This window comes from Bifidobacterium sp. (genome assembly GCF_051876855.1).
GTDB lineage: Bacteria > Actinomycetota > Actinomycetes > Actinomycetales > Bifidobacteriaceae > Bifidobacterium.
In genome coordinates this window covers 1,952-19,427 of record NZ_JBJEIH010000082.1, presented here as the reverse complement: position 1 = coordinate 19,427, position 17,476 = coordinate 1,952, and the positions used below count along the sequence as shown (strand labels likewise).

General features: G+C 59.4%; 16 protein-coding genes and 1 tRNA gene. 4 read left to right on the top strand and 13 right to left on the bottom strand.

Annotated features, from left to right (window positions below; all coding sequences use genetic code 11):
• The first annotated feature begins 198 nt into the window (after positions 1-198).
• Complete coding sequence (locus ACI38B_RS05430; RefSeq protein ID WP_439729857.1) at positions 199-1,215, top strand: alpha/beta hydrolase; 1,017 nt, start codon at positions 199-201, stop codon at positions 1,213-1,215.
• 433 nt (positions 1,216-1,648) lie between these two features.
• On the opposite strand, the gene ACI38B_RS05425 is transcribed toward ACI38B_RS05430, so the two are convergent.
• Genes ACI38B_RS05425 through ACI38B_RS05415 form a run of 3 tightly spaced genes read right to left on the bottom strand, consistent with a single transcriptional unit; the run spans position 1,649 to position 4,545 of the window.
• Positions 1,649-3,058: an NAD(P)(+) transhydrogenase (Re/Si-specific) subunit beta gene (locus tag ACI38B_RS05425; RefSeq protein WP_439729856.1), complete on the bottom strand. Its 1,410-nt coding sequence runs from the start codon at positions 3,056-3,058 to the stop codon at positions 1,649-1,651.
• A complete protein-coding gene (locus ACI38B_RS05420; RefSeq protein ID WP_015450511.1) occupies positions 3,055-3,384 on the bottom strand; it encodes an NAD(P) transhydrogenase subunit alpha in 330 nt (109 codons plus the stop codon). Before ACI38B_RS05420 ends, ACI38B_RS05425 begins: the two co-directional genes overlap by 4 nt.
• A 3-nt stretch (positions 3,385-3,387) precedes the next feature.
• Entirely contained in the window at positions 3,388-4,545 is a 1,158-nt protein-coding gene (locus tag ACI38B_RS05415) for an NAD(P) transhydrogenase subunit alpha (RefSeq protein ID WP_439729855.1), read from the bottom strand.
• Positions 4,546-4,776: 231 nt separating this feature from the next.
• Between ACI38B_RS05415 and ACI38B_RS05410 the strand changes: the two genes are divergently transcribed.
• Positions 4,777-6,786 (top strand): AMP-dependent synthetase/ligase, encoded by a 2,010-nt coding sequence (locus ACI38B_RS05410; RefSeq protein WP_439729865.1) that lies wholly within the window; start codon positions 4,777-4,779, stop codon positions 6,784-6,786.
• Between the two features lie 172 nt (positions 6,787-6,958).
• Here the strand turns inward: ACI38B_RS05410 and era are convergent, their stop codons facing one another.
• The 6 genes from era to ACI38B_RS05380 all read right to left on the bottom strand — a co-directional run bounded on the left by era (position 6,959) and on the right by ACI38B_RS05380 (position 11,847).
• Positions 6,959-7,957 carry a GTPase Era gene (era, locus tag ACI38B_RS05405; RefSeq protein ID WP_439729854.1) on the bottom strand — a complete coding sequence of 333 codons (999 nt, stop codon included), beginning with the start codon at positions 7,955-7,957 and terminating at the stop codon, positions 6,959-6,961.
• Positions 7,954-9,432 carry a hemolysin family protein gene (locus tag ACI38B_RS05400; protein ID WP_439729853.1) on the bottom strand — a complete coding sequence of 493 codons (1,479 nt, stop codon included), beginning with the start codon at positions 9,430-9,432 and terminating at the stop codon, positions 7,954-7,956. Before ACI38B_RS05400 ends, era begins: the two co-directional genes overlap by 4 nt.
• Positions 9,433-9,506: 74 nt before the next feature.
• Positions 9,507-10,073 carry an rRNA maturation RNase YbeY gene (ybeY, locus tag ACI38B_RS05395; RefSeq protein WP_439729852.1) on the bottom strand — a complete coding sequence of 189 codons (567 nt, stop codon included), beginning with the start codon at positions 10,071-10,073 and terminating at the stop codon, positions 9,507-9,509.
• Positions 10,070-11,281, bottom strand: coding sequence for a PhoH family protein (locus ACI38B_RS05390; RefSeq protein ID WP_439729851.1), 1,212 nt, complete (start codon positions 11,279-11,281; stop codon positions 10,070-10,072). The genes ybeY and ACI38B_RS05390 overlap by 4 nt, the downstream gene beginning before the upstream one ends.
• Positions 11,282-11,291: 10 nt before the next feature.
• Positions 11,292-11,630 (bottom strand): histidine triad nucleotide-binding protein, encoded by a 339-nt coding sequence (locus ACI38B_RS05385; RefSeq protein WP_015450504.1) that lies wholly within the window; start codon positions 11,628-11,630, stop codon positions 11,292-11,294.
• 129 nt (positions 11,631-11,759) lie between these two features.
• Positions 11,760-11,847, bottom strand: a tRNA-Leu gene (locus ACI38B_RS05380).
• 190 nt (positions 11,848-12,037) lie between these two features.
• Between ACI38B_RS05380 and ACI38B_RS05375 the strand changes: the two genes are divergently transcribed.
• Entirely contained in the window at positions 12,038-12,835 is a 798-nt protein-coding gene (locus ACI38B_RS05375) for a 16S rRNA (uracil(1498)-N(3))-methyltransferase (protein WP_439729850.1), read from the top strand.
• Positions 12,836-12,963: 128 nt separating this feature from the next.
• Complete coding sequence (locus ACI38B_RS05370; RefSeq protein ID WP_439729849.1) at positions 12,964-13,833, top strand: TrmH family RNA methyltransferase; 870 nt, start codon at positions 12,964-12,966, stop codon at positions 13,831-13,833.
• 110 nt (positions 13,834-13,943) lie between these two features.
• Here ACI38B_RS05370 and ACI38B_RS05365 read toward each other — a convergent pair whose 3' ends face one another.
• The 4 genes from ACI38B_RS05365 to sufC all read right to left on the bottom strand — a co-directional run bounded on the left by ACI38B_RS05365 (position 13,944) and on the right by sufC (position 17,439).
• Entirely contained in the window at positions 13,944-14,561 is a 618-nt protein-coding gene (locus ACI38B_RS05365; RefSeq protein WP_439729848.1) for a metal-sulfur cluster assembly factor, read from the bottom strand.
• A 16-nt stretch (positions 14,562-14,577) separates the two neighbouring features.
• A complete protein-coding gene (sufU, locus tag ACI38B_RS05360; RefSeq protein ID WP_439729847.1) occupies positions 14,578-15,177 on the bottom strand; it encodes a Fe-S cluster assembly sulfur transfer protein SufU in 600 nt (199 codons plus the stop codon).
• A 180-nt stretch (positions 15,178-15,357) separates the two neighbouring features.
• Positions 15,358-16,635, bottom strand: a complete 1,278-nt coding sequence (locus ACI38B_RS05355; protein ID WP_300745486.1) for a cysteine desulfurase — start codon at positions 16,633-16,635, stop codon at positions 15,358-15,360.
• Between the two features lie 24 nt (positions 16,636-16,659).
• Complete coding sequence (gene sufC / locus ACI38B_RS05350; RefSeq protein WP_015450498.1) at positions 16,660-17,439, bottom strand: Fe-S cluster assembly ATPase SufC; 780 nt, start codon at positions 17,437-17,439, stop codon at positions 16,660-16,662.
• Between the last annotated feature and the right edge of the window lie 37 nt (positions 17,440-17,476).

Sequence of the window (17,476 nt, the reverse complement as noted above, 5' to 3'; positions counted from 1 at the left end):
GGAGGCGTGCGCCTCCCTCGCCAAAGCGTGGCGAACAAGTCCGCCAAAGCAACTCTTCTTGTATACACATAGGCATGGACGAGGTACGCTACCGATTCGACGCGCATGGATGAAGGACCCGCGGTTCGCGCATATCGGTTCCAGGCAGTCACCATCATTAGAATAGAAGGCAGTATATCGGCAAGGAACGGAGTGGGCATGTCCGCGACTGAGAAGACTCACAAGTCAGCGATCAAGCATATCGGCATCGGTGCCGCTGCCACGTCGGCGGCCATAGGCGCAGGGATGTTCGCGCTTGGTGACGCGGCGTTCCGCACTGCTTGCGATGTGCGTTCGCCTTTGTTCATCAAAAGCAACAAGCGCGCGATTGAAGAAATTGGCGAGCAGCTCAAGCAGCAGGACAACGATGAACAGCGTGACGCGGTTCAGTGGTTCCAGGCGACCCGCCAGTCACTGACCACATACAGCGAAGACGGATTGCGTCTGCACGCATGGGTGTTGGATCCCGACAGGCTTGCTCCGAGACCGCATCTGTACGCGATATGCTGCCATGGCTTTTGCGGAGAGCCGCAGGAAATGGCGAGATACGCGTTGCGGTACGCGCGTATGGGGTGCACGGTGCTGCTGCCCGCTTTGCGGGCGCATGAGCGCAGCCAAGGCAGATATATCGGCATGGGGTATCTTGACCGGCGTGATGTGATGCGTTGGATCAATCTCGTGGTCAGAGGCGATCCGGACGCGCAGATCATCCTGCATGGCAACTCTATGGGCGCCGCGGCGGTGATGCTCGCCGCTGGAGAGCCTGATCTTCCGGCGCAGGTGAAGGCGGTGATCGAGGACAGCGGGTATTCAAGCGTCAGCTCTCAGATGCGGTATGTGACCAAGTCGATGCTCGGGTTGCCGCGAATCGTCGGACTGCCCATGCTCGGCGCTATGAGCGTCATCTGCCGTATGCACGCGGGATTTGGGCTGGTTGACGGCGATTGCGTGCGTGCGGTGTCGAATATCCACGTGCCGATGTTGTGCGTGCACGGGACCTCCGACCAATTGGTGCCACATGAATTCATGGACAGGATCGTCAGCGCCTACCACGGGCGGCATTGTCTCACGCTCAGCGTCACGGGCGCCGGACACACGTTGTCGTCGGTGAAAGACCCAGACACCTACTGGCGGATGGTGCAGTCCATAGTCGAAGAGGGATTGCGGATCGCCTGACCGTCTGCGGTGTTGAGCTGAGCCGTTAAAGGAAAAGGCGGCGCGTCATGTCCGCCGTTTGAACGGACCTGCCGACGCCGCCAAATCACACACACGAACCGGCTTTTGGCCAGCATTACCCTGGTGTGCCATCACGCTGTTGAACTGAATCGGGTTGAAACCCGTTCGGGAGCTATGGACAGGGGAACCTCCCCACAGTGCGGACGATAAACCTTGACGTTGTAGTTGCGATGCTACCAACCGGCGACATACGACTATCCGCAATGTCCACATCATGGTCGCGTTTTCGGACACTTGTTGGATGCGGAAAGCAAACGGGCCTGAATACGCCTATACAAGCAGGCGATTCAGGCCCGTTTCCCCGAGTCGCGGTATACGCGCAACCCGGTTTCCCGGAGTTTTCTCCGTCAGCTTTCCGATGTACGGACGTGCATCAAGCCAACAGCTCCTTGACGGCAGCAATCACGGCTTGCAGCCCGGCCTTCGCATCGCCGAACAGCATCTGCGTGTTGTCTTCGAAATACAGCTCGTTCTCGATGCCAGCGTAGCCGCGTCCTCGTCCGCGCTTCATGACCACCACATGCTGCGCCTGATCTACGTCGAGGATCGGCATGCCCGAAACCGGTGTGCCGGGGCGTCGGGCCGCAGGATTGGTCACGTCGTTCGCGCCGACGACCAGCGCCACATTGGCGGATGGGAACTGCGGATTGATATCATCAAGGTCCACCAGTTCGTCATACGGGACATTCGCCTCGGCGAGCAGCACATTCATATGTCCCGGCATACGACCGGCGACCGGGTGGATCGCGTAGGACACCTCAACGCCATGCTCCTTGAGCAGCTCCCCGAGGTCGGCAAGCTCGCGTTGCGCCTGCGCCTGCGCGAGGCCGAAACCGGGGACGAAGATGACCTTCTGCGCATAAACAAGCTGGACAGCGACGTCGTCCGCCGTGGTCTCCTTCATGGTGCCCTCGGGGCCATCGTTGTTGGCAGAGGCGTTCGATGCGCCACCGAATCCGCCGGCGAGCACGCTGTGCAGCGGCCTGTTCATCGCCTGGGCCATGAGGATTGACAGGGTCACGCCAGCGGCACCCACGAGAGCGCCGGCGACGATGAGTGCGACATTGTCAATGGCCAAGCCGCTCATCGCGACTGCGGTACCCGTGCACGCGTTGAGTACGGAGATGACCACCGGCATGTCGGCGCCGCCAATCGGGATGACGAAGACCAGACCGTACACCAGTGCGAACACCGTAGTGAGCACCGCCCACAGCAGGCGTTGCCCAGGCTGCACGCACAGCATCACGAAGGACGCGATGGTCAGCACGATGAACAACACGTTGAGGAAGCCCTTGCCGGGCAATGTCAGCTTGCGCAGGAACTTCACGCCTTGCAGCTTGCCTGCCGCGACCAACGAACCGGTGAAGGTGACCGAGCCGATGACCACGCCGAGACCGGCGGTGATCAGCACTACCAGCCCAGGCGCCTTGGCGGGGGTGAGGATGTCGTTGAGCGCGACAAGTGCGGCAGCTCCGCCGCCGACGGTGTTGAAAATCGACACCAGCTGCGGCATGTCGGTCATTTTCACCTTTTTCGCGCTGACGACACCGGCGACCGCGCCGATCGCAATGCCCAGCAGCAACAGGATGATCGCGATATTCGAACGGTATCCGGTGGCGAACAAGTGTACGAAAGCCATGATCACGGCGATCACCATGCCGACGGCGGAGATCTGGTTGCCGCGACGGGCGGTTTTCGGTGAATTCATGAAGTGCAGACCGATGACGAACATCACGGCCGAGAGCAGATATACGAACCAGGCTACGGTATCGATGGCGTTCACTTGCCGGCCTCCTCGTCAGCGTCGGAATCATCCGCGGATTTCGCGGGTTTGGAGCTCTTGAACATCTCAAGCATGCGATCGGTGACCACATATCCGCCGACGACGTTCATCGTGCCCAGCACCGCGGCGAGGAACACGAACACGTATGCAAGCGGCGAATTCGCCTGCGCCGCGACGATGACTACGCCTACAATCACGATGCCATGAATCGAATTGGCGCCCGACATTAACGGCGTGTGCAATGTCGCCGGCACTTTGCCGATGACTTCGACGCCGATGAGCAACGCCAGGACGAACAACGTGATGGATACAACAAGCGGATCCATGGGTCACTCCCCTTTCTTTCCGGATTCTTCGGTTTCGGGCGTTTCAAGCCCGGCGACCACAAGTGCATCGTCCAGCTCGTCCCCGGCGGCGGTCCTCAGACGCCCGTCGCGCACGAAGTGGGACAGTACGTCAGCCACATTGCGCGACAGCAGGTTCGAAGCTGTGTTCGAGACATCAGACGCCAGATACGGTGCTCCGATGATGGTGACACCGCCTTCGGTGACTTGTGTGCCGACCACAGAGCCTTCGACATTGCCGCCGAGGTCGCTCGCCGCGCAATCGACGATGACCGCTCCACGATGCAACGCCTTGACGCCAGCCGCTGTGAGCAGCATCGGCGGCTTGCGGCCGGGAACCTTAGCTGTGGTGATCACAATGTCGAACTGGGCAGCCTTCTCATCAACCGCAGCCTGCTGCGCCGCCTGTTCCTCCTTGGTGAGCTGGCGAGCGTAGCCGCCTTGCCCTTGGCCGGCCGAGAAATCAAGACCGAGATCGAGGAATTTCGCGCCCAGGGACTCGACTTCGCCTTTGGACGCCGGACGGACATCATACGCAGTGACGACCGCGCCGAGTCGACGGGCGGTGCCGATTGCCTGAAGTCCGGCGATGCCGGCGCCCAGCACCAGCACTTTCGCAGGGCGGATGGTGCCCGCTGCAGTGGTCATCATGGGAAGGAAGGACTGGTAGGCGTTCGCCGCGACGAGTGCCGCCTTGTAGCCCATGACGGAATTCTGCGAGGTCATCTCATCCATGGATTGCGCCGCACTCAGCTGCCTGGGCAGGCGCTCGATGGCGACGGCGGTCAGTCCGGCCTGCGCCAAAGAGGCGATATACGCGTCATCGGTGAAGGATCCGAGCATGCCGATAACCCATTGCCCCGGACGCATCGCGGCAATCAGCGTGGCATCAGGGCGTGAGACGAATCCGAAGGCGTCGCACGTGGCAAGCACCGTCTGCCGGTCGCACACGCGAGCGCCGGCACGCTCGTAATCGGCGTCCGTATATTGCGCGGCAAGTCCCGCTCCTTGTTCGATCAGACATCCGACGCCTTTCTTGCGCAGCCTTACGACAATGTCAGGCGTCAGTGCCACACGCCGTTCATGCTCGGTCGTCTCGTTGAAGACACCGAACTGCACGCCGGCTTCTGGTTGTTCAGCCATAGCAGCCCTTTCTAGCTTCATTACTATTGCGTACGTGGGGTACGGGCACAGTCTACCCTATTTCTCAAGTGGCGATGCCGGGCCTTCCGTCTACCGGTCCCGCTACCGCCTCAGCTACGCAACCGTAAGGTGACGGAGGGGATTTTTTCGACTATTATGACAAGGTTGATAGCTGAAGTGAATGCCAAGGAGCGAGACGTGTCCCTACTCAATTCCATCAAGGACCAAACGATGAGAGTCACCCGTAAGGCGCTGCGCCTTGGCGGGGATTTCACCCATCCGGTCAGCGACGACCAGCCGGGTGATCCTGACTATGTCGATCCGCAGGATATCGAAGTCGCGGATATGCCGGTCAATCTGCCCAATAGCGCAGAATGGGGACCGGGGTATCCCACGACCACGTTCATCGACCAGAAGACGGGTTGCCTGACAGCTTCTACCGCCGGCAATCCCCCGCTGGACGACGGTTGGAGCATCTACGACATCTACGCCGACCGCGCCAAGCGCATGGGCGACAAGCCGCTGTACACGTTCAAGGTCAACGGCGAATGGACGACGAAAACCGCGAACGAATTCCTTCACGAGGTGCGTGTGACGGCCAAAGGCCTCATGCATTATGGGTTGAAGAAGGGCGACGGCGTCGCGTTCATGTGCCGCACCTCTTATGAATGGGATGTGTTCGACGCGGCAGTGATGGCGTGCGGAGGCGTGTTGGCCACCATCTATGACACCGATTCTGCCGAGCAGATTCGCAATATCGTGGATAATTCCGATGCGCGCTTTTTGGTCGTGCAGACCACCGACATGCGTGACAAGGCTGACGGCGCGATGGAGGAATGCCCCACGCTCGAGCAGATCTTCTGCTTCGAAACCGGCGGCCTCTACGAGCTTCAGGCGTATGCGGACGCGGTTAGCGACGACGAGCTGGACGCCCGTATCGATTCGGTGAAGAAGACCGATTTGTGCTCAATCGTGTATACGTCCGGTTCGACCGCCGCGCCGAAGGGCGTGGAAATGACGCATGAGGATTATTGTGCGACCGCGCTCAACCTGCCGGACTACATGCCCGACCTGTTGCACGACGAGAAGAACACGATTCTGTTGTTCCTTCCGCAGGCGCATTCCTTCGCCCGTGCAATAAACTACATCTGTGTGGCGAGCCAGCTGCATATCTACATCGCCGAAGGCATCAAGACCATGATCGGTGATCTGCAGGTTTCCCGTCCGTCGGTGATGATCGTGGTGCCGCGTGTCCTCGAAAAGATCTACAACGCCGCTTCGCAGAAGGCTGGTCATGGCGCCAAGGGTGTCATGTTCGCCGCTTCGGTGGTCACCGCGCAAAAGTTCATGAAGGAAATCAGCGACCAAGGCAAGGCTTCGACGCTCACGCGCGTGGAGCGTGCGGCCTACGATCCGCTGGTGTACAAGTCCTTGCGTGAGGTGCTCGGCGGCCGTGCCAAGTGGATTGTCACCGGCGGCGCCCCGCTGGACCCGGATTTGCTCGCCTTCTTCCGCGGCGCTGGCATCCCGGTGTATGAAGGCTACGGCCTGACCGAAACCACCGCCCCCTGTGCATTCAATCCGTTGGGTGTCCCCTTCCATGAAGGTTCCGTTGGCATCCCGTTCCCGGGCTTCTCAATTCGTCTCGCCGATGACAACGAGATCCAAGTCAAGGGAGCCTCGGTGTTCCACGCCTATCACAAGAACGAGGAGGCGACGGAAACGTCCTTCACCCAAGACGGTTGGTATGCGACCGGCGATTTGGGTCATCTCGACGACAATGGCTTCCTGTACATCATTGGCCGCAAGAAGGACCTGATCATCACCGCCGGCGGCAAGAACGTCTCCCCCGGCCCGATTGAGGAGACCATCCAGCGGTGCGAATTCGTTTCGCAGGCTCTGGTGCTCGGCGACAAGCGTCCGTTCATTTCGGCGCTCATCACGCTTGACGAGGATTCCCTGCGTCCTTGGCTCAAATCCAAGGGGCTCAATGCCGACATGTCGATGCAGGAGGCGGCCGGAAACGCCGTAGTCCGCGCCGAAGTCCAGAAATATGTCGATCTGGCCAACGAAGGTGTCTCCCGCGCTGAATCCGTGCGCAAGTTCATTATCCTGCCTGAGGAATTCACGCAGGAGAACGGCCTGCTTACCGCTTCGATGAAGGTGATTCGCCCGAAGGTCATCAAGCGGTATGCGACCCTGCTCAACACGCAGATGTACACCAAGCGCAAGCAGCAGTAAGTAACAGCAACCTCGCGACAGTTATGATGATGGCCCGGTCCCCACTTAGGGAGCCGGGCCATCATCGTTGTTGTACGCGTTCGGCGTTTGACTTCGCGCTCACGGCAGACCTTATTAAGGCCTCATGCCGTGAGCGCGTGCTGACGGATCCGGGATTCAACTGTGACTCAGGTCAGAATCCAAGTCGTTCGAGCTTCTTCGGGTCAGACTGCCAGTCCTTGGCGACCTTGACATGCAAGTCAAGTTTCGCTTTCTGCCCGACGATACGATTGACCGGCGTACGCAGTTTCTTACGCACCTTGACCAAATGCTCGGCCTTGTGCCCTATAATGATTGGCTTCTGCGAGTCGCGCTCAACATAAATCGAAACCAGAACATGGGCCTTGCCGTCACTCTCGGGGTCATCGGGGTCTGGGTACTCGATGCCGTCCACGACGACCGCAAGCGAATGGGGCAGTTCGTCGTCAAGCTCCTCAAGGAAGGCCCAGCGCACAAGTTCGGCGATGGTTGATTCGGGCTTTTCCTCGGTCAGCTGTTCCGCCGGGTACATTTGCGGACCTTCGGGCATGTTCTCAATCAGGACGTCCCGCACTTCAGACACGTTGTCGTGCTCAAGGGCGCTGACGGGGACGATATCCGTGAAATCGGCGAATTCATTGACCTGAATGAGTTTCTCGATCAGCTCCTGACGATTGAGCTCATCGATTTTCGTGACGATTGCAATCAGCGGAATCTTCCATGCGAAGCTGCCGTCATCACGTTTCTTGGCGAATTGGGAGCGCAACCGGCTGAGGATGCGTTTGTCGCCTGGGCCGATTTCCTGGTCGGCGGGCAGCAGGAACGCGATTTCGTCGACATCGGCGAGGGACTCCTCGACGACATCATTGAGCCGTTGGCCAAGCAAGGTCCGCGGGCGGTGAATACCAGGCGTATCGACCAACACCAGCTGGGCGTTATCGGTCGTGACGATGCCGCGAATCGCTTTTCGGGTCGTTTCCGGCCTCGATGAGGCAATGGCAATCTGTGTACCGACCAAAGCATTCATCAACGTGGATTTGCCGACATTCGGCCGTCCTACGACCGCGACGAATCCCGACCGGTAGACGTCGTGCCCCTTGACGGGCTCGTGTTGGGCCGGTTCGTGTCCGGTGCTGGTATCGCTTTCGCTCATGCTGCTCCTTGCTCGTGGCGGTCCTTGACGGTGCTGTCCTGCCCGTCATGGGACGGATAGCCGTCCTGCGCCGTATCATGACGGTCATTGACGTGAGGACCGCCGGTTTGCTGTTGTTCACCAGTGTCCTCGCCGGGCTCGACGTGTGCCGGTTCGACGACGATTGTCGAGACCTTTTTGCGTCTGCCAGCCGAATCAACAGCGGTCAGGCGCAGCCCACGGGTGACGGCCGAGGCGCCGACGATCGGGACGCGGCCTAGCAGTTTGGTGAGCAAGCCGTAAACCGTATCGACATCGTCCTCGTCGATATCGACCTCGAAAATATCCTCGAGATCGGCGATTGGCGTCCTCGCGGGCATACGCCAGGTAAGTTCGCCGATTTGCTCAGGTTCGCTGTGCTGTGTGCGGTCGTGCTCATCTTCAAGTTCGCCGACGATCTGCTCGATGGTGTCCTCGATGGTGACCATGCCGGCGATGCCGCCGTATTCGTCCACCACAATCGCGACATGCTGCCGTGTACGTTGCATTTCGTGGAACAGGTCATCTACCGGCTTGGATTCCGGGACGAGCATGGGATTGCGGATGATGCTTTCCACATCGCGGGTCATCGCATCGGGATTGAAAGCCGTGGCGCGTACGGCGTCCTTGAGGTAGGCCATGCCGACCAGATCGTCGACGTCGTCGCCGATGACCGGAACCCGGGAGAACCCGGATCTGGAGCACAATTGCAGGAAATCCTGAAGGTTATGACCGCGTTCGATGCAAATCATATCGGTGCGCGGCACCATGATTTCGCGGGTAAGCGTCTCAGACAAGGTCAGCACATTGCGCAGCATTTCGGAGACCTCCGGGTCGAAATCATTGGCTTCGACCAGCCGATCGATGGTTGCGCGGCCCTGTTCGAGCTGCAACTTCTCCAGTTCCTCGTCGTCAGACAGTTCGGATTGCTCATGATGATGCCGTTTGTTGACTTTGTCGCCGCCGACCTTGGCGAACGGGGTCAACGCCACAGCCAGCCCCACGACACGCACGTGCCTGAGCATGATATCGACCGGTTTGACGGCACCCGCGGAACGAGGACGGACAAGGATGGAGACCACGCCGATAAGCACGCCCGCCACGATGCCGCTGACCAGCTGTACCCACAGCACACCGCCGCACAGGGACACGATGCTCGCCACCAGCACGCCGTCGAACACGTTGCACACGATACGGAAGAAGGCACATGATCCAGATGTCGCGAATCTGTCGGCGATAAGCCTCTGCACCTTGTGGATCTTGTCGATTTTCTTCATGCGCGAGAACTGCGTGAGTTCCAGGTCGGTCTGGACTTCCAAAATCCGATTGTTCAAACTGGCCCGGGTAACGCGTGACACTGCGCCTTCTGCCGCCGCCATCGACAAGGACAGCCATACCAGAAGAGCCGCGACCACGGCGAGCAACGCAATCAAGACAATCGTAGTCATATCAGGCATTTCATTCCCCCTGAACCATGCTGGCCATCGGCGTCACGCCAACAGTCTTACTGTAATACTTATCAGCTATACAGTCACTGATTATGCGCATCATCCGCTCCGCCCGCAGCCCCAGACCGGGCATGTCCGGCGTCATATTCTGCCAGCATGTCGCGCGCCCCGGAAGGCAGGGTCGCCGGCGGGACATCCACTTGGCGCACAGCCATATAGGTGAGAAGCAACTGGCGCTGCAAACCGAACATCTGACGTTCCTGTTCAGGGGTCACATGGTCGTATCCAAGCAGGTGGAGGATGCCGTGGATGGTCAGCAACATCATTTCCTGCATGGTGCTATGCCCGGCGGCAAGGGCCTGTTGTCTCGCCACCCACGGGCATATGACGATGTCGCCGAGCACTCCCTCCATTTCGGTTGACCCGTCGCCCGGACGCAATTCGTCCATCGGGAAGCTCATCACATCGGTCGGACCTTGCAGATTCATCCAGCGTTCATGCAACTGTGCGATGGGGTCGGGATCGACGAACAGGATTGTCAGATCCGATTGGATGCTCACGCGCATCTGGCTCATCACCCACACGCCGAGCTGGGAGAAGACCTCCGGGTCGATGTTCCATACGGTTTCATTGGTTACATCAACGCTCATACGTTGTTATGCTCCTCATGATCGGAAAGGTTGTGGGCCTTGCTCTCGACTGTGCCGCGGCTCTCATCGTCGTTGTGCTCTTCCATACGCCCAGCCGGGTTATGCGGCGTATCGTTCCTGCGATGCCCGCGTCTGCCATGGTCCCCGGCGATGGCGGCATGTCGATCATACGCTTGGACGATTTTGCCGACGAGCGCGTGACGCACCACGTCTTCGGAAGCCAAGTGCGCGAAGGCAATGCCTTTGATACCGTGCAGAATGTCTTCGATTGTTGCGAGGCCGGAACGCGGCACGGTCAAATCGACCTGCGTGATATCGCCCGTGATGATCATCTTGGTGTTGAATCCCAGGCGTGTCAGGAACATCTTCATCTGCTGTTCGGTCGTGTTCTGAGCCTCGTCGAGGATGACGAATGCGTCGTTGAGCGTACGGCCGCGCATATACGCAAGCGGGGCCACCTCGATTGTGCCGTCATCCAAAAGCCGGTGCAACTGTTCTGCGCCGAGCATATCGGAGAGCGCATCATACAAGGGCCGCAGGTAAGGATCGACCTTCTCGCTCAACGTGCCGGGCAGGAAGCCGAGATTCTCCCCCGCCTCCACCGCAGGACGCGTGAGGATGATCCGACGGACCTCACCGTCCTGGAAGGCGCGAACCGCCTTCGCCACGGCAAGATAGGTCTTTCCTGTGCCGGCAGGGCCGATGGCGAAAGTGATTGTATTTGATTCAATCGTGTTGACGTAAGCGATCTGCCCCGGGGTTTTCGGGCGGACCGGAACACCGGCGGCGAAAGTGATGACACCCGGCACATGAGCCCGGCGGCGATCCTGGTCGGTCCGGCCAGCTGACTCGACCACGGCGTTCCGAGGCACCGCGGCAGCGGCTCCGAATTTACGGACATCATCCTTACGCTGCGATCGTACGCCATTGCGTAGCACGCGGCGGTCAAGCAGACGGCGAACCGTGTCAGCATCCATCGGCGCGGTATACGCCTCGTCAATCAGTGTGTGCATGACCTCTTCTGCCTGTGCGGCCTGTGCTTCGGTCTGCTTCGATCTGGACACGATTGCGACCCGATTGCCTCGCACAAGAATGGTCAGCTCCGGAAACGCCTGCTCTACTACGCGAATGACCTCGTCAATCGGCCCGAACACGGCGACGGGATCAAGCTCGGGGGGAACCGTAACAACGCGGGTAGTGGTAGCCACTTGCCGAAACCTACTCCTCGAACTTCTGGCCGGTCAGGACATGGGCATGGACGTGGAAGACCGTTTGGCCTGCGTCCTCGCCGGTATTGAATACCAAGCGATAGGCGCCATGGAAGGCGTCATCGGCGATATGCTGGGCGACTTCGACGATATGGGCGAGTGTCTTGGGGTCAGCCTTGGCGAGTTCGGCGGCATTTGCGTAATGCTTGCGCGGCACGATCAGAACATGCACCTTGGCTTTCGGTGCGATGTCCTTGAACGCGTACACCGTGTCGTCCTCGTACACCTTGGTGCTCGGAATTTCCCCCGCAATGATTTTGCAGAACAGGCAATCATCGGACTGGCTCATACACACTCCTTACCGAATGGGTCGTTGTACATGCTGTACACCGTCAACTCCCATACTATTGAACCGTTCGGATAAGCGAGGACTTTCACGCCGATAACAAAAAAGGCTTCCTTTCGGAAGCCTTGCTTGTGTCCGGAGCGGGACTTGAACCCGCACGCCCGTTTAAAATAGGCACTAGCACCTCAAGCTAGCGCGTCTACCATTCCGCCACCCGGACATGTGCCTTGAAGCAACAGAAAAAAACTATAGCACGGCTCAAGCCTGACGCAAATCAGACCCCTCTTGGGCGTGTCGTTTTCCTGAGCGGCGACGATACATCCTGTGCTACGTGCGCAATCCGACAGCATGACCACCGCTGCCACACCGCACGCAAGCCAGGAACCTGACCCAGTGATAGCCTTGCAACCATGACTGATCCGCTGTTTCTGCTGCACCCCGAATCCGACGACGCGCCGGTGAACACCGACTCGCTGCGTGAAGGATGGAACATCACGCTGCCCAAATCCATCAGACGCCACGCCATCCAAGCCATGCGCCTGCACGACGGCGACACGCTCCAGCTGTCTGACGGCAATGGCCTGCGCATCCACACCACACTGGTCGATGCCGAACAGGGACAGGCGCAAGTCAGCGCGTTCAGCAAAGAGGAGCCACCTGTCACCCGACTCGTGCTCATCCAGGCGCTCGCAAAAACCGGCCACGACGAGCAGGCCATCGACATGGCCACCCAAATCGGGGTCGATACAGTCATCCCCTGGCAGGCGGACCGCTCCATCGCCAAATGGAAACACGGCCGCAGCGACCGCAAATGGTCGCAGACCATCGATGCCGCAACAGAACAGTCACGCCGGGCATGGCGGCCGCAGCTTGACGATTGCATCTCTAGTAAGCAACTCGTGGCAATCTGCCGCCGGGCGATGGTATTCGGCGATATCGTCATCGTCCTGCACCAGGATGCGACCGCCAACTGGGAACAGATTGAACAGGCGGTCGCACATATGGAACAGCGCTGCCTCGAAGACGGTCGCACCCGTACGGTCAATGTCGTCGTGGGGCCAGAAGGCGGAATCAGTGAGCAGGAAGCACGTCAATTCGCCGATGCGGGGGCCATGTGCACGCTGCTCGGGCATAATATCCTGCGCGCTTCCACCGCAGGGCCGGTCGCCTTGTCGCTGCTGTCACGTGCCATGGGACGATACGCCTGACATCGCCTGGCAAGGCGCCCGCATACTATGATGCAATAGAGGAACTGACGCGCCACGCCTTCGGAAACATCCTGACACCACGGCACCCGGCACGACATCACTATCGAGACAAGGGAGATCCTGTTTTCATGCGGCTGATCCATGTGGACAATATCGACGACGAGCGCATCGCCGCCTACACCAATCTCACCGAACTCCAGCTCCGCAACCGCCTTGAACCCGCAAAGGGGTTGTTCATCGCCGAATCCCCCAAAGTCATCGACCGTGCGCTCGCCGCAGGCCGTGAACCGATCTCCCTGCTGGTGGAAGAGCCGTGGATCGCTGGCATGAGCGACGAGTTCGAGTACATCGACCAGCATTGGGGACCGGATATACCCGTGTATGTAGCCAGCCCCGAGCAACTCAAGCGGCTGACCGGATACCGCCTGCACCGCGGTGCGCTGTCGGCGATGAAACGTTGGCCGCTGCCGAGCGTCGAAGAGGTCTGCCGTGGTGCCCGCCGCATTGCCGTCATGGAAAACATAGTCGACCACACCAATGTCGGGGCTCTGATGCGTTCAGCCGCCGCACTTGACGTGGATGCGGTGCTTGTGACGCCCTCGTGCGGCGATCCGCTCTACCGCAGGGCTGCCCGCGTGTCCATGGGTACGGTGTTTCAGGTACCGTGGACGCGCATCGGCGGCGATGACACGCATTTCTGGCCGGTTCGCGGCCTCGCACAGCTCCATGAGCTGGGGTTCACCACGGCGGCCATGGCTTTGGATGACGATTCCATCAGTCTTGACGAGCTTGTCCGTCGGCTCGACAATGATTCAGCGTCCCCTGACCATATCGACAAGCTCGCCTTGATTTTCGGCACGGAAGGCGACGGCTTGTCCCATCGCACGATTTCTCATGCGGATCTCACCGTGAAAATCCCGATGAGCCACGGCGTAGACAGCCTCAATGTGGCAGCTTCCAGCGCGGTCGCGTTCTATGCGACACGGGTCAAGCACTGACGCACGCGATACAGATACAGTGCTGCAAACAGTGATGCTTCCCGCTGCCTGAAAAGGCGGCAAGGAAGCATATCAATCCGGGCTTTTTAACGGCGTGTGCCTTGTGACAATCAGTATTGCGGCATGGCGTCGAGATTGAACCCTATTGCCGCAAGCTGTTCACGCCCCTCAGGGGTGATTTTGTCCACGGTCCAGCGCGGCTGCCAAGTCCAGTCGATGCGGAATTCCTCAACAAGCCCGGCGAGTGTGCTCGCGCATTCGTCCTCGATGAGCTCCGTCAACGGGCACGCCGGCGTGGTAAGGGTCATCGTGATGATCGCGCGTCCAAGATTATCGATTTCGATGCCGTACACCAAGCCGAGGTCGATGACATCGATGCCGAGTTCGGGGTCAATGACTTGGTGCAGTGCCTCTTTCACGTCCGCGGCGGTTGCACGACCGATATCGTCCACAGCGACCAGAGGGATATCATCCTCGCTGTTCGTCGCATCATCGTGCTTGCATTCCTGCTTGCTGTGCTTGCCGCACGCGCAGCGGTCGCTTTCGGATGCAGTGTCCGCCTCCCCTCGCTTGGTGCCGGGCGTGTCCTCAGTCTGGGCACCCAACGTACCCAGCAGCTGCGGATTGGCCATGACCTTGCGCGCGGCGTTGTCGTTGCCCAAAGCTTGGGAAACGGTATCGAAAATCGTGGATTTTGGTTCGGGAACCAGATTGCCCTGATTTGTCATCTTGCTCCTTATCGGCTCAGTCGGCTTCGCCGGCAGGTGTCTTGTCTTGCGAGGCCAAGGCCTTGGCAACGGCATCTTTCATGCCTTCCCAGCCGAGCAACGCACATTTGATACGCATAGGATACTTCGAAACGCCTTGGAACACCACAGCATCTTCAAGCTGTTCGTTCTCGGCGTCATCGGAAAGCCCCTTGCCTCGAGATTCCATGAGTTTGTGGAATGTGGCGCCCAGATTCATGGCCTCATCGACGGTTTTGCCTTCGACCAAATCGGTCATCACCGATAGGCTCGCCTGGGAAATCGAACAGCCATGGCCATCCCACTCAAGCTGTTCGATGCGATGCGGCTCGTCTTGCGAGACTTCGACACGGATGGTCGCCTCGTCCCCACACGTCGGGTTGAATTGGTGGGATTGCCCGGTTTCGCAGTATTCGTGGTTCTGGCGGACGCTCGCCTCACCTTGGTCAAGCGAGGGCTGGCCGGTCGTGGTGTCGTTCTCTTTGGCCAGATCCGGCGCGAAATGCGCTTTCCCGTGCGGATCGCGAGCCGCCTCGAGAATGACCTCCTGATACATCTGCTCCAGGTCATCGCCGCTCATGCCGAAATCATCACTCATGCCTGTTCCCTACTCTCACTTACATGCTTGCGGGGGCATATCATACCCCCGCAGACGCGTTACCACCATACCTGATAACGGATACGCCCAAAGCACACTAAACGACATGCAGATTGGGCGTATCCGTCAGACCGGTCGGGCAAGCATACAACATACTTCAAATGCCCGCCAGCCTTGGCATCAGACCTTGAAGAACGGCCTGACTTTGGAAACCGCTTCGACCAGGGCCTGTGCATCCTCAACACTGTTGTACACGCCGGTGGATGCACGGTTGGAGGCGTACAGCCCGAAGTGACGGTGTACCGGCTGGGCGCAATGATGTCCGACACGAATCGCGATACCCAGCGAATCGATGAACTGGCCGACATCATGCGGGTGGACGCCTTGGACGTCGAATGCCACGGTACCGATACGATCGACATTCTCACGCGGTCCCAAAATCCGGACCCCATCAATATCGCCGAGTTTCAGCAGTTCGCCGGCGATGGCCTTTTCATGCGCTTCGATGTTCTCCATGCCAATAGCACGCATCCAGTCGGCGGCAACGCCGGCTGCCACCACTTGGGCGACGGGCTGGGTCCCGGCTTCAAAACGTGCAGGCGGGGCCATATATTCTGCCGGCTTGTCCATCCACGCCAATTCGACCATGGATCCACCGAAATTGGCAGGCGGCAGGGCCTCCAGCAACTCACGCTTGCCATATAGGAAGCCTACGCCGGTCGGACCGTACATCTTGTGGGCGCTCCACGCAGCGAAATCGACATCCATCGCATGGAAATCAACCTTGAGGTGCGGCACGGACTGGCAGGCGTCGAGGATGAAGACCGCCCCCACTTCATGGGCGCGGCGGACAATCGGCGCGATATCCGTAATGGCGCCCGTGGTGTTGCCCACATGAGTGATTGCGACGACCTTCGTGCGTTCGGTGATGACCTGATCGGCGGTGTCAGAACGGATGCGTCCGTCCTCGGTCAGATCGAACCATTTGAGGGTCGCTCCGGTACGGTAGGCGAGCTCTTGAAACGGCAGCAGCACCGAATGGTGTTCTGCTTTGGAGACCACAATCTCATCGCCGGGCTTCAAAGCGAATCGTTGGGCCGCTTTGCCGCCGCGGCCGAGGCTCGCATTGCCGAACGCGGTCGCCAGTAGGTTCAATCCCGCGGTCGCACCTGCGGTGACGACGATTTCCTCCTCGCCTTCCTCGCTGTTGGCACCGACCAGGCGTGCGACCTTGGCACGCGCCTCTTCGAATGCCATCGTGCTGCGGGCAGCCAACTCGTGGGCACCGCGGTGGACACCTGCGTTGATGGTGCGGTAGAACTCGCTTTCGGCGTCAATCACGCACTGCGGCTTCTGCGAGGTCGCGGCGGAGTCCAGATAGACCAGAGGATGACCGTGAATCTCTTGGTCAAGAATCGGGAACTGCTGCCTGATTGCAACGAAATCAACATCTGCCATTGTGATCCTTGTCTTTCAGATTGTTCAGGCCAACGCCGATTCCGTGCTGCCTTCCGGCAGATATTCGTCGTAGCCGTTCTCCTCCAGCTCGTCGGCAAGCTCCGGGCCTCCGGTCTTGACGAAATGACCATCGGCGAAGACATGGACGATGTCAGGCTTGATGTACTTGAGGATACGCGTGTAGTGGGTGACCATGAGGATGCCCAGATCGGTGTTCTCCTTGGCGCGGTTGACGCCTTCGGACACAATACGCAGAGCGTCGACGTCGAGGCCAGAATCGGTTTCGTCGAGGATGGCGAACTTCGGCTTGAGCAGTTCGAGCTGCAACACCTCAGCGCGCTTCTTCTCGCCGCCGGAGAATCCTTCGTTGACGGAGCGCATCGCGAACTTCGGATCCATGCGCAGCCGCTTCATCGCCTCGTTGAGCTCCTTGGTCCACGTGCGGATCGAAGGAGCCTTGCCATCAACCTCAGTCTTCGCAGTGCGCAGGAAGTTGGTCATGGATACGCCGGGCACCTCGACCGGGTACTGCATGGCGAGGAACAGGCCCTCCTTGGCGCGTTCGTCAGGCGTCTGCTTGAGGATATCAACGCCGTCGAGCAACGCCTGGCCGGAATCGACCTCGTACTTCGGGTGACCTGCCAGCGTGTAGGCGAGCGTGGACTTGCCCGAACCGTTGGGGCCCATGATCGCGTGGGTCTCCCCCGAGTGGACAGTCAGATTGACGCCCTTGAGAATCTGCTTGCGGCCTTCCTTGGTTTCCACCGAGGCATAGAGGTCCTTGATTTCGAGAGTGTGCTGCATATTACTTTTCCTCCAATACGGCTTGCATGGCCGCGTT

What these genes read in the sequence shown, in the direction of transcription:
- ACI38B_RS05430 (WP_439729857.1), top strand. Translation starts at nt 199, where the DNA reads ATGTCCGCGACTGAGAAGACTCACAAGTCAGCGATCAAGCATATCGGC.
- ACI38B_RS05420 (WP_015450511.1), bottom strand. Translation starts at nt 3,384, where the DNA reads ATGGATCCGCTTGTTGTATCCATCACGTTGTTCGTCCTGGCGTTGCTC.
- ACI38B_RS05415 (WP_439729855.1), bottom strand. Translation starts at nt 4,545, where the DNA reads ATGGCTGAACAACCAGAAGCCGGCGTGCAGTTCGGTGTCTTCAACGAG.
- ACI38B_RS05410 (WP_439729865.1), top strand. Translation starts at nt 4,777, where the DNA reads ATGAGAGTCACCCGTAAGGCGCTGCGCCTTGGCGGGGATTTCACCCAT.
- era (WP_439729854.1), bottom strand. Translation starts at nt 7,957, where the DNA reads ATGAGCGAAAGCGATACCAGCACCGGACACGAACCGGCCCAACACGAG.
- ACI38B_RS05400 (WP_439729853.1), bottom strand. Translation starts at nt 9,432, where the DNA reads ATGCCTGATATGACTACGATTGTCTTGATTGCGTTGCTCGCCGTGGTC.
- ybeY (WP_439729852.1), bottom strand. Translation starts at nt 10,073, where the DNA reads ATGAGCGTTGATGTAACCAATGAAACCGTATGGAACATCGACCCGGAG.
- ACI38B_RS05385 (WP_015450504.1), bottom strand. Translation starts at nt 11,630, where the DNA reads ATGAGCCAGTCCGATGATTGCCTGTTCTGCAAAATCATTGCGGGGGAA.
- ACI38B_RS05375 (WP_439729850.1), top strand. Translation starts at nt 12,038, where the DNA reads ATGACTGATCCGCTGTTTCTGCTGCACCCCGAATCCGACGACGCGCCG.
- ACI38B_RS05370 (WP_439729849.1), top strand. Translation starts at nt 12,964, where the DNA reads ATGCGGCTGATCCATGTGGACAATATCGACGACGAGCGCATCGCCGCC.
- ACI38B_RS05365 (WP_439729848.1), bottom strand. Translation starts at nt 14,561, where the DNA reads ATGACAAATCAGGGCAATCTGGTTCCCGAACCAAAATCCACGATTTTC.
- sufU (WP_439729847.1), bottom strand. Translation starts at nt 15,177, where the DNA reads ATGAGTGATGATTTCGGCATGAGCGGCGATGACCTGGAGCAGATGTAT.
- ACI38B_RS05355 (WP_300745486.1), bottom strand. Translation starts at nt 16,635, where the DNA reads ATGGCAGATGTTGATTTCGTTGCAATCAGGCAGCAGTTCCCGATTCTT.
- sufC (WP_015450498.1), bottom strand. Translation starts at nt 17,439, where the DNA reads ATGCAGCACACTCTCGAAATCAAGGACCTCTATGCCTCGGTGGAAACC.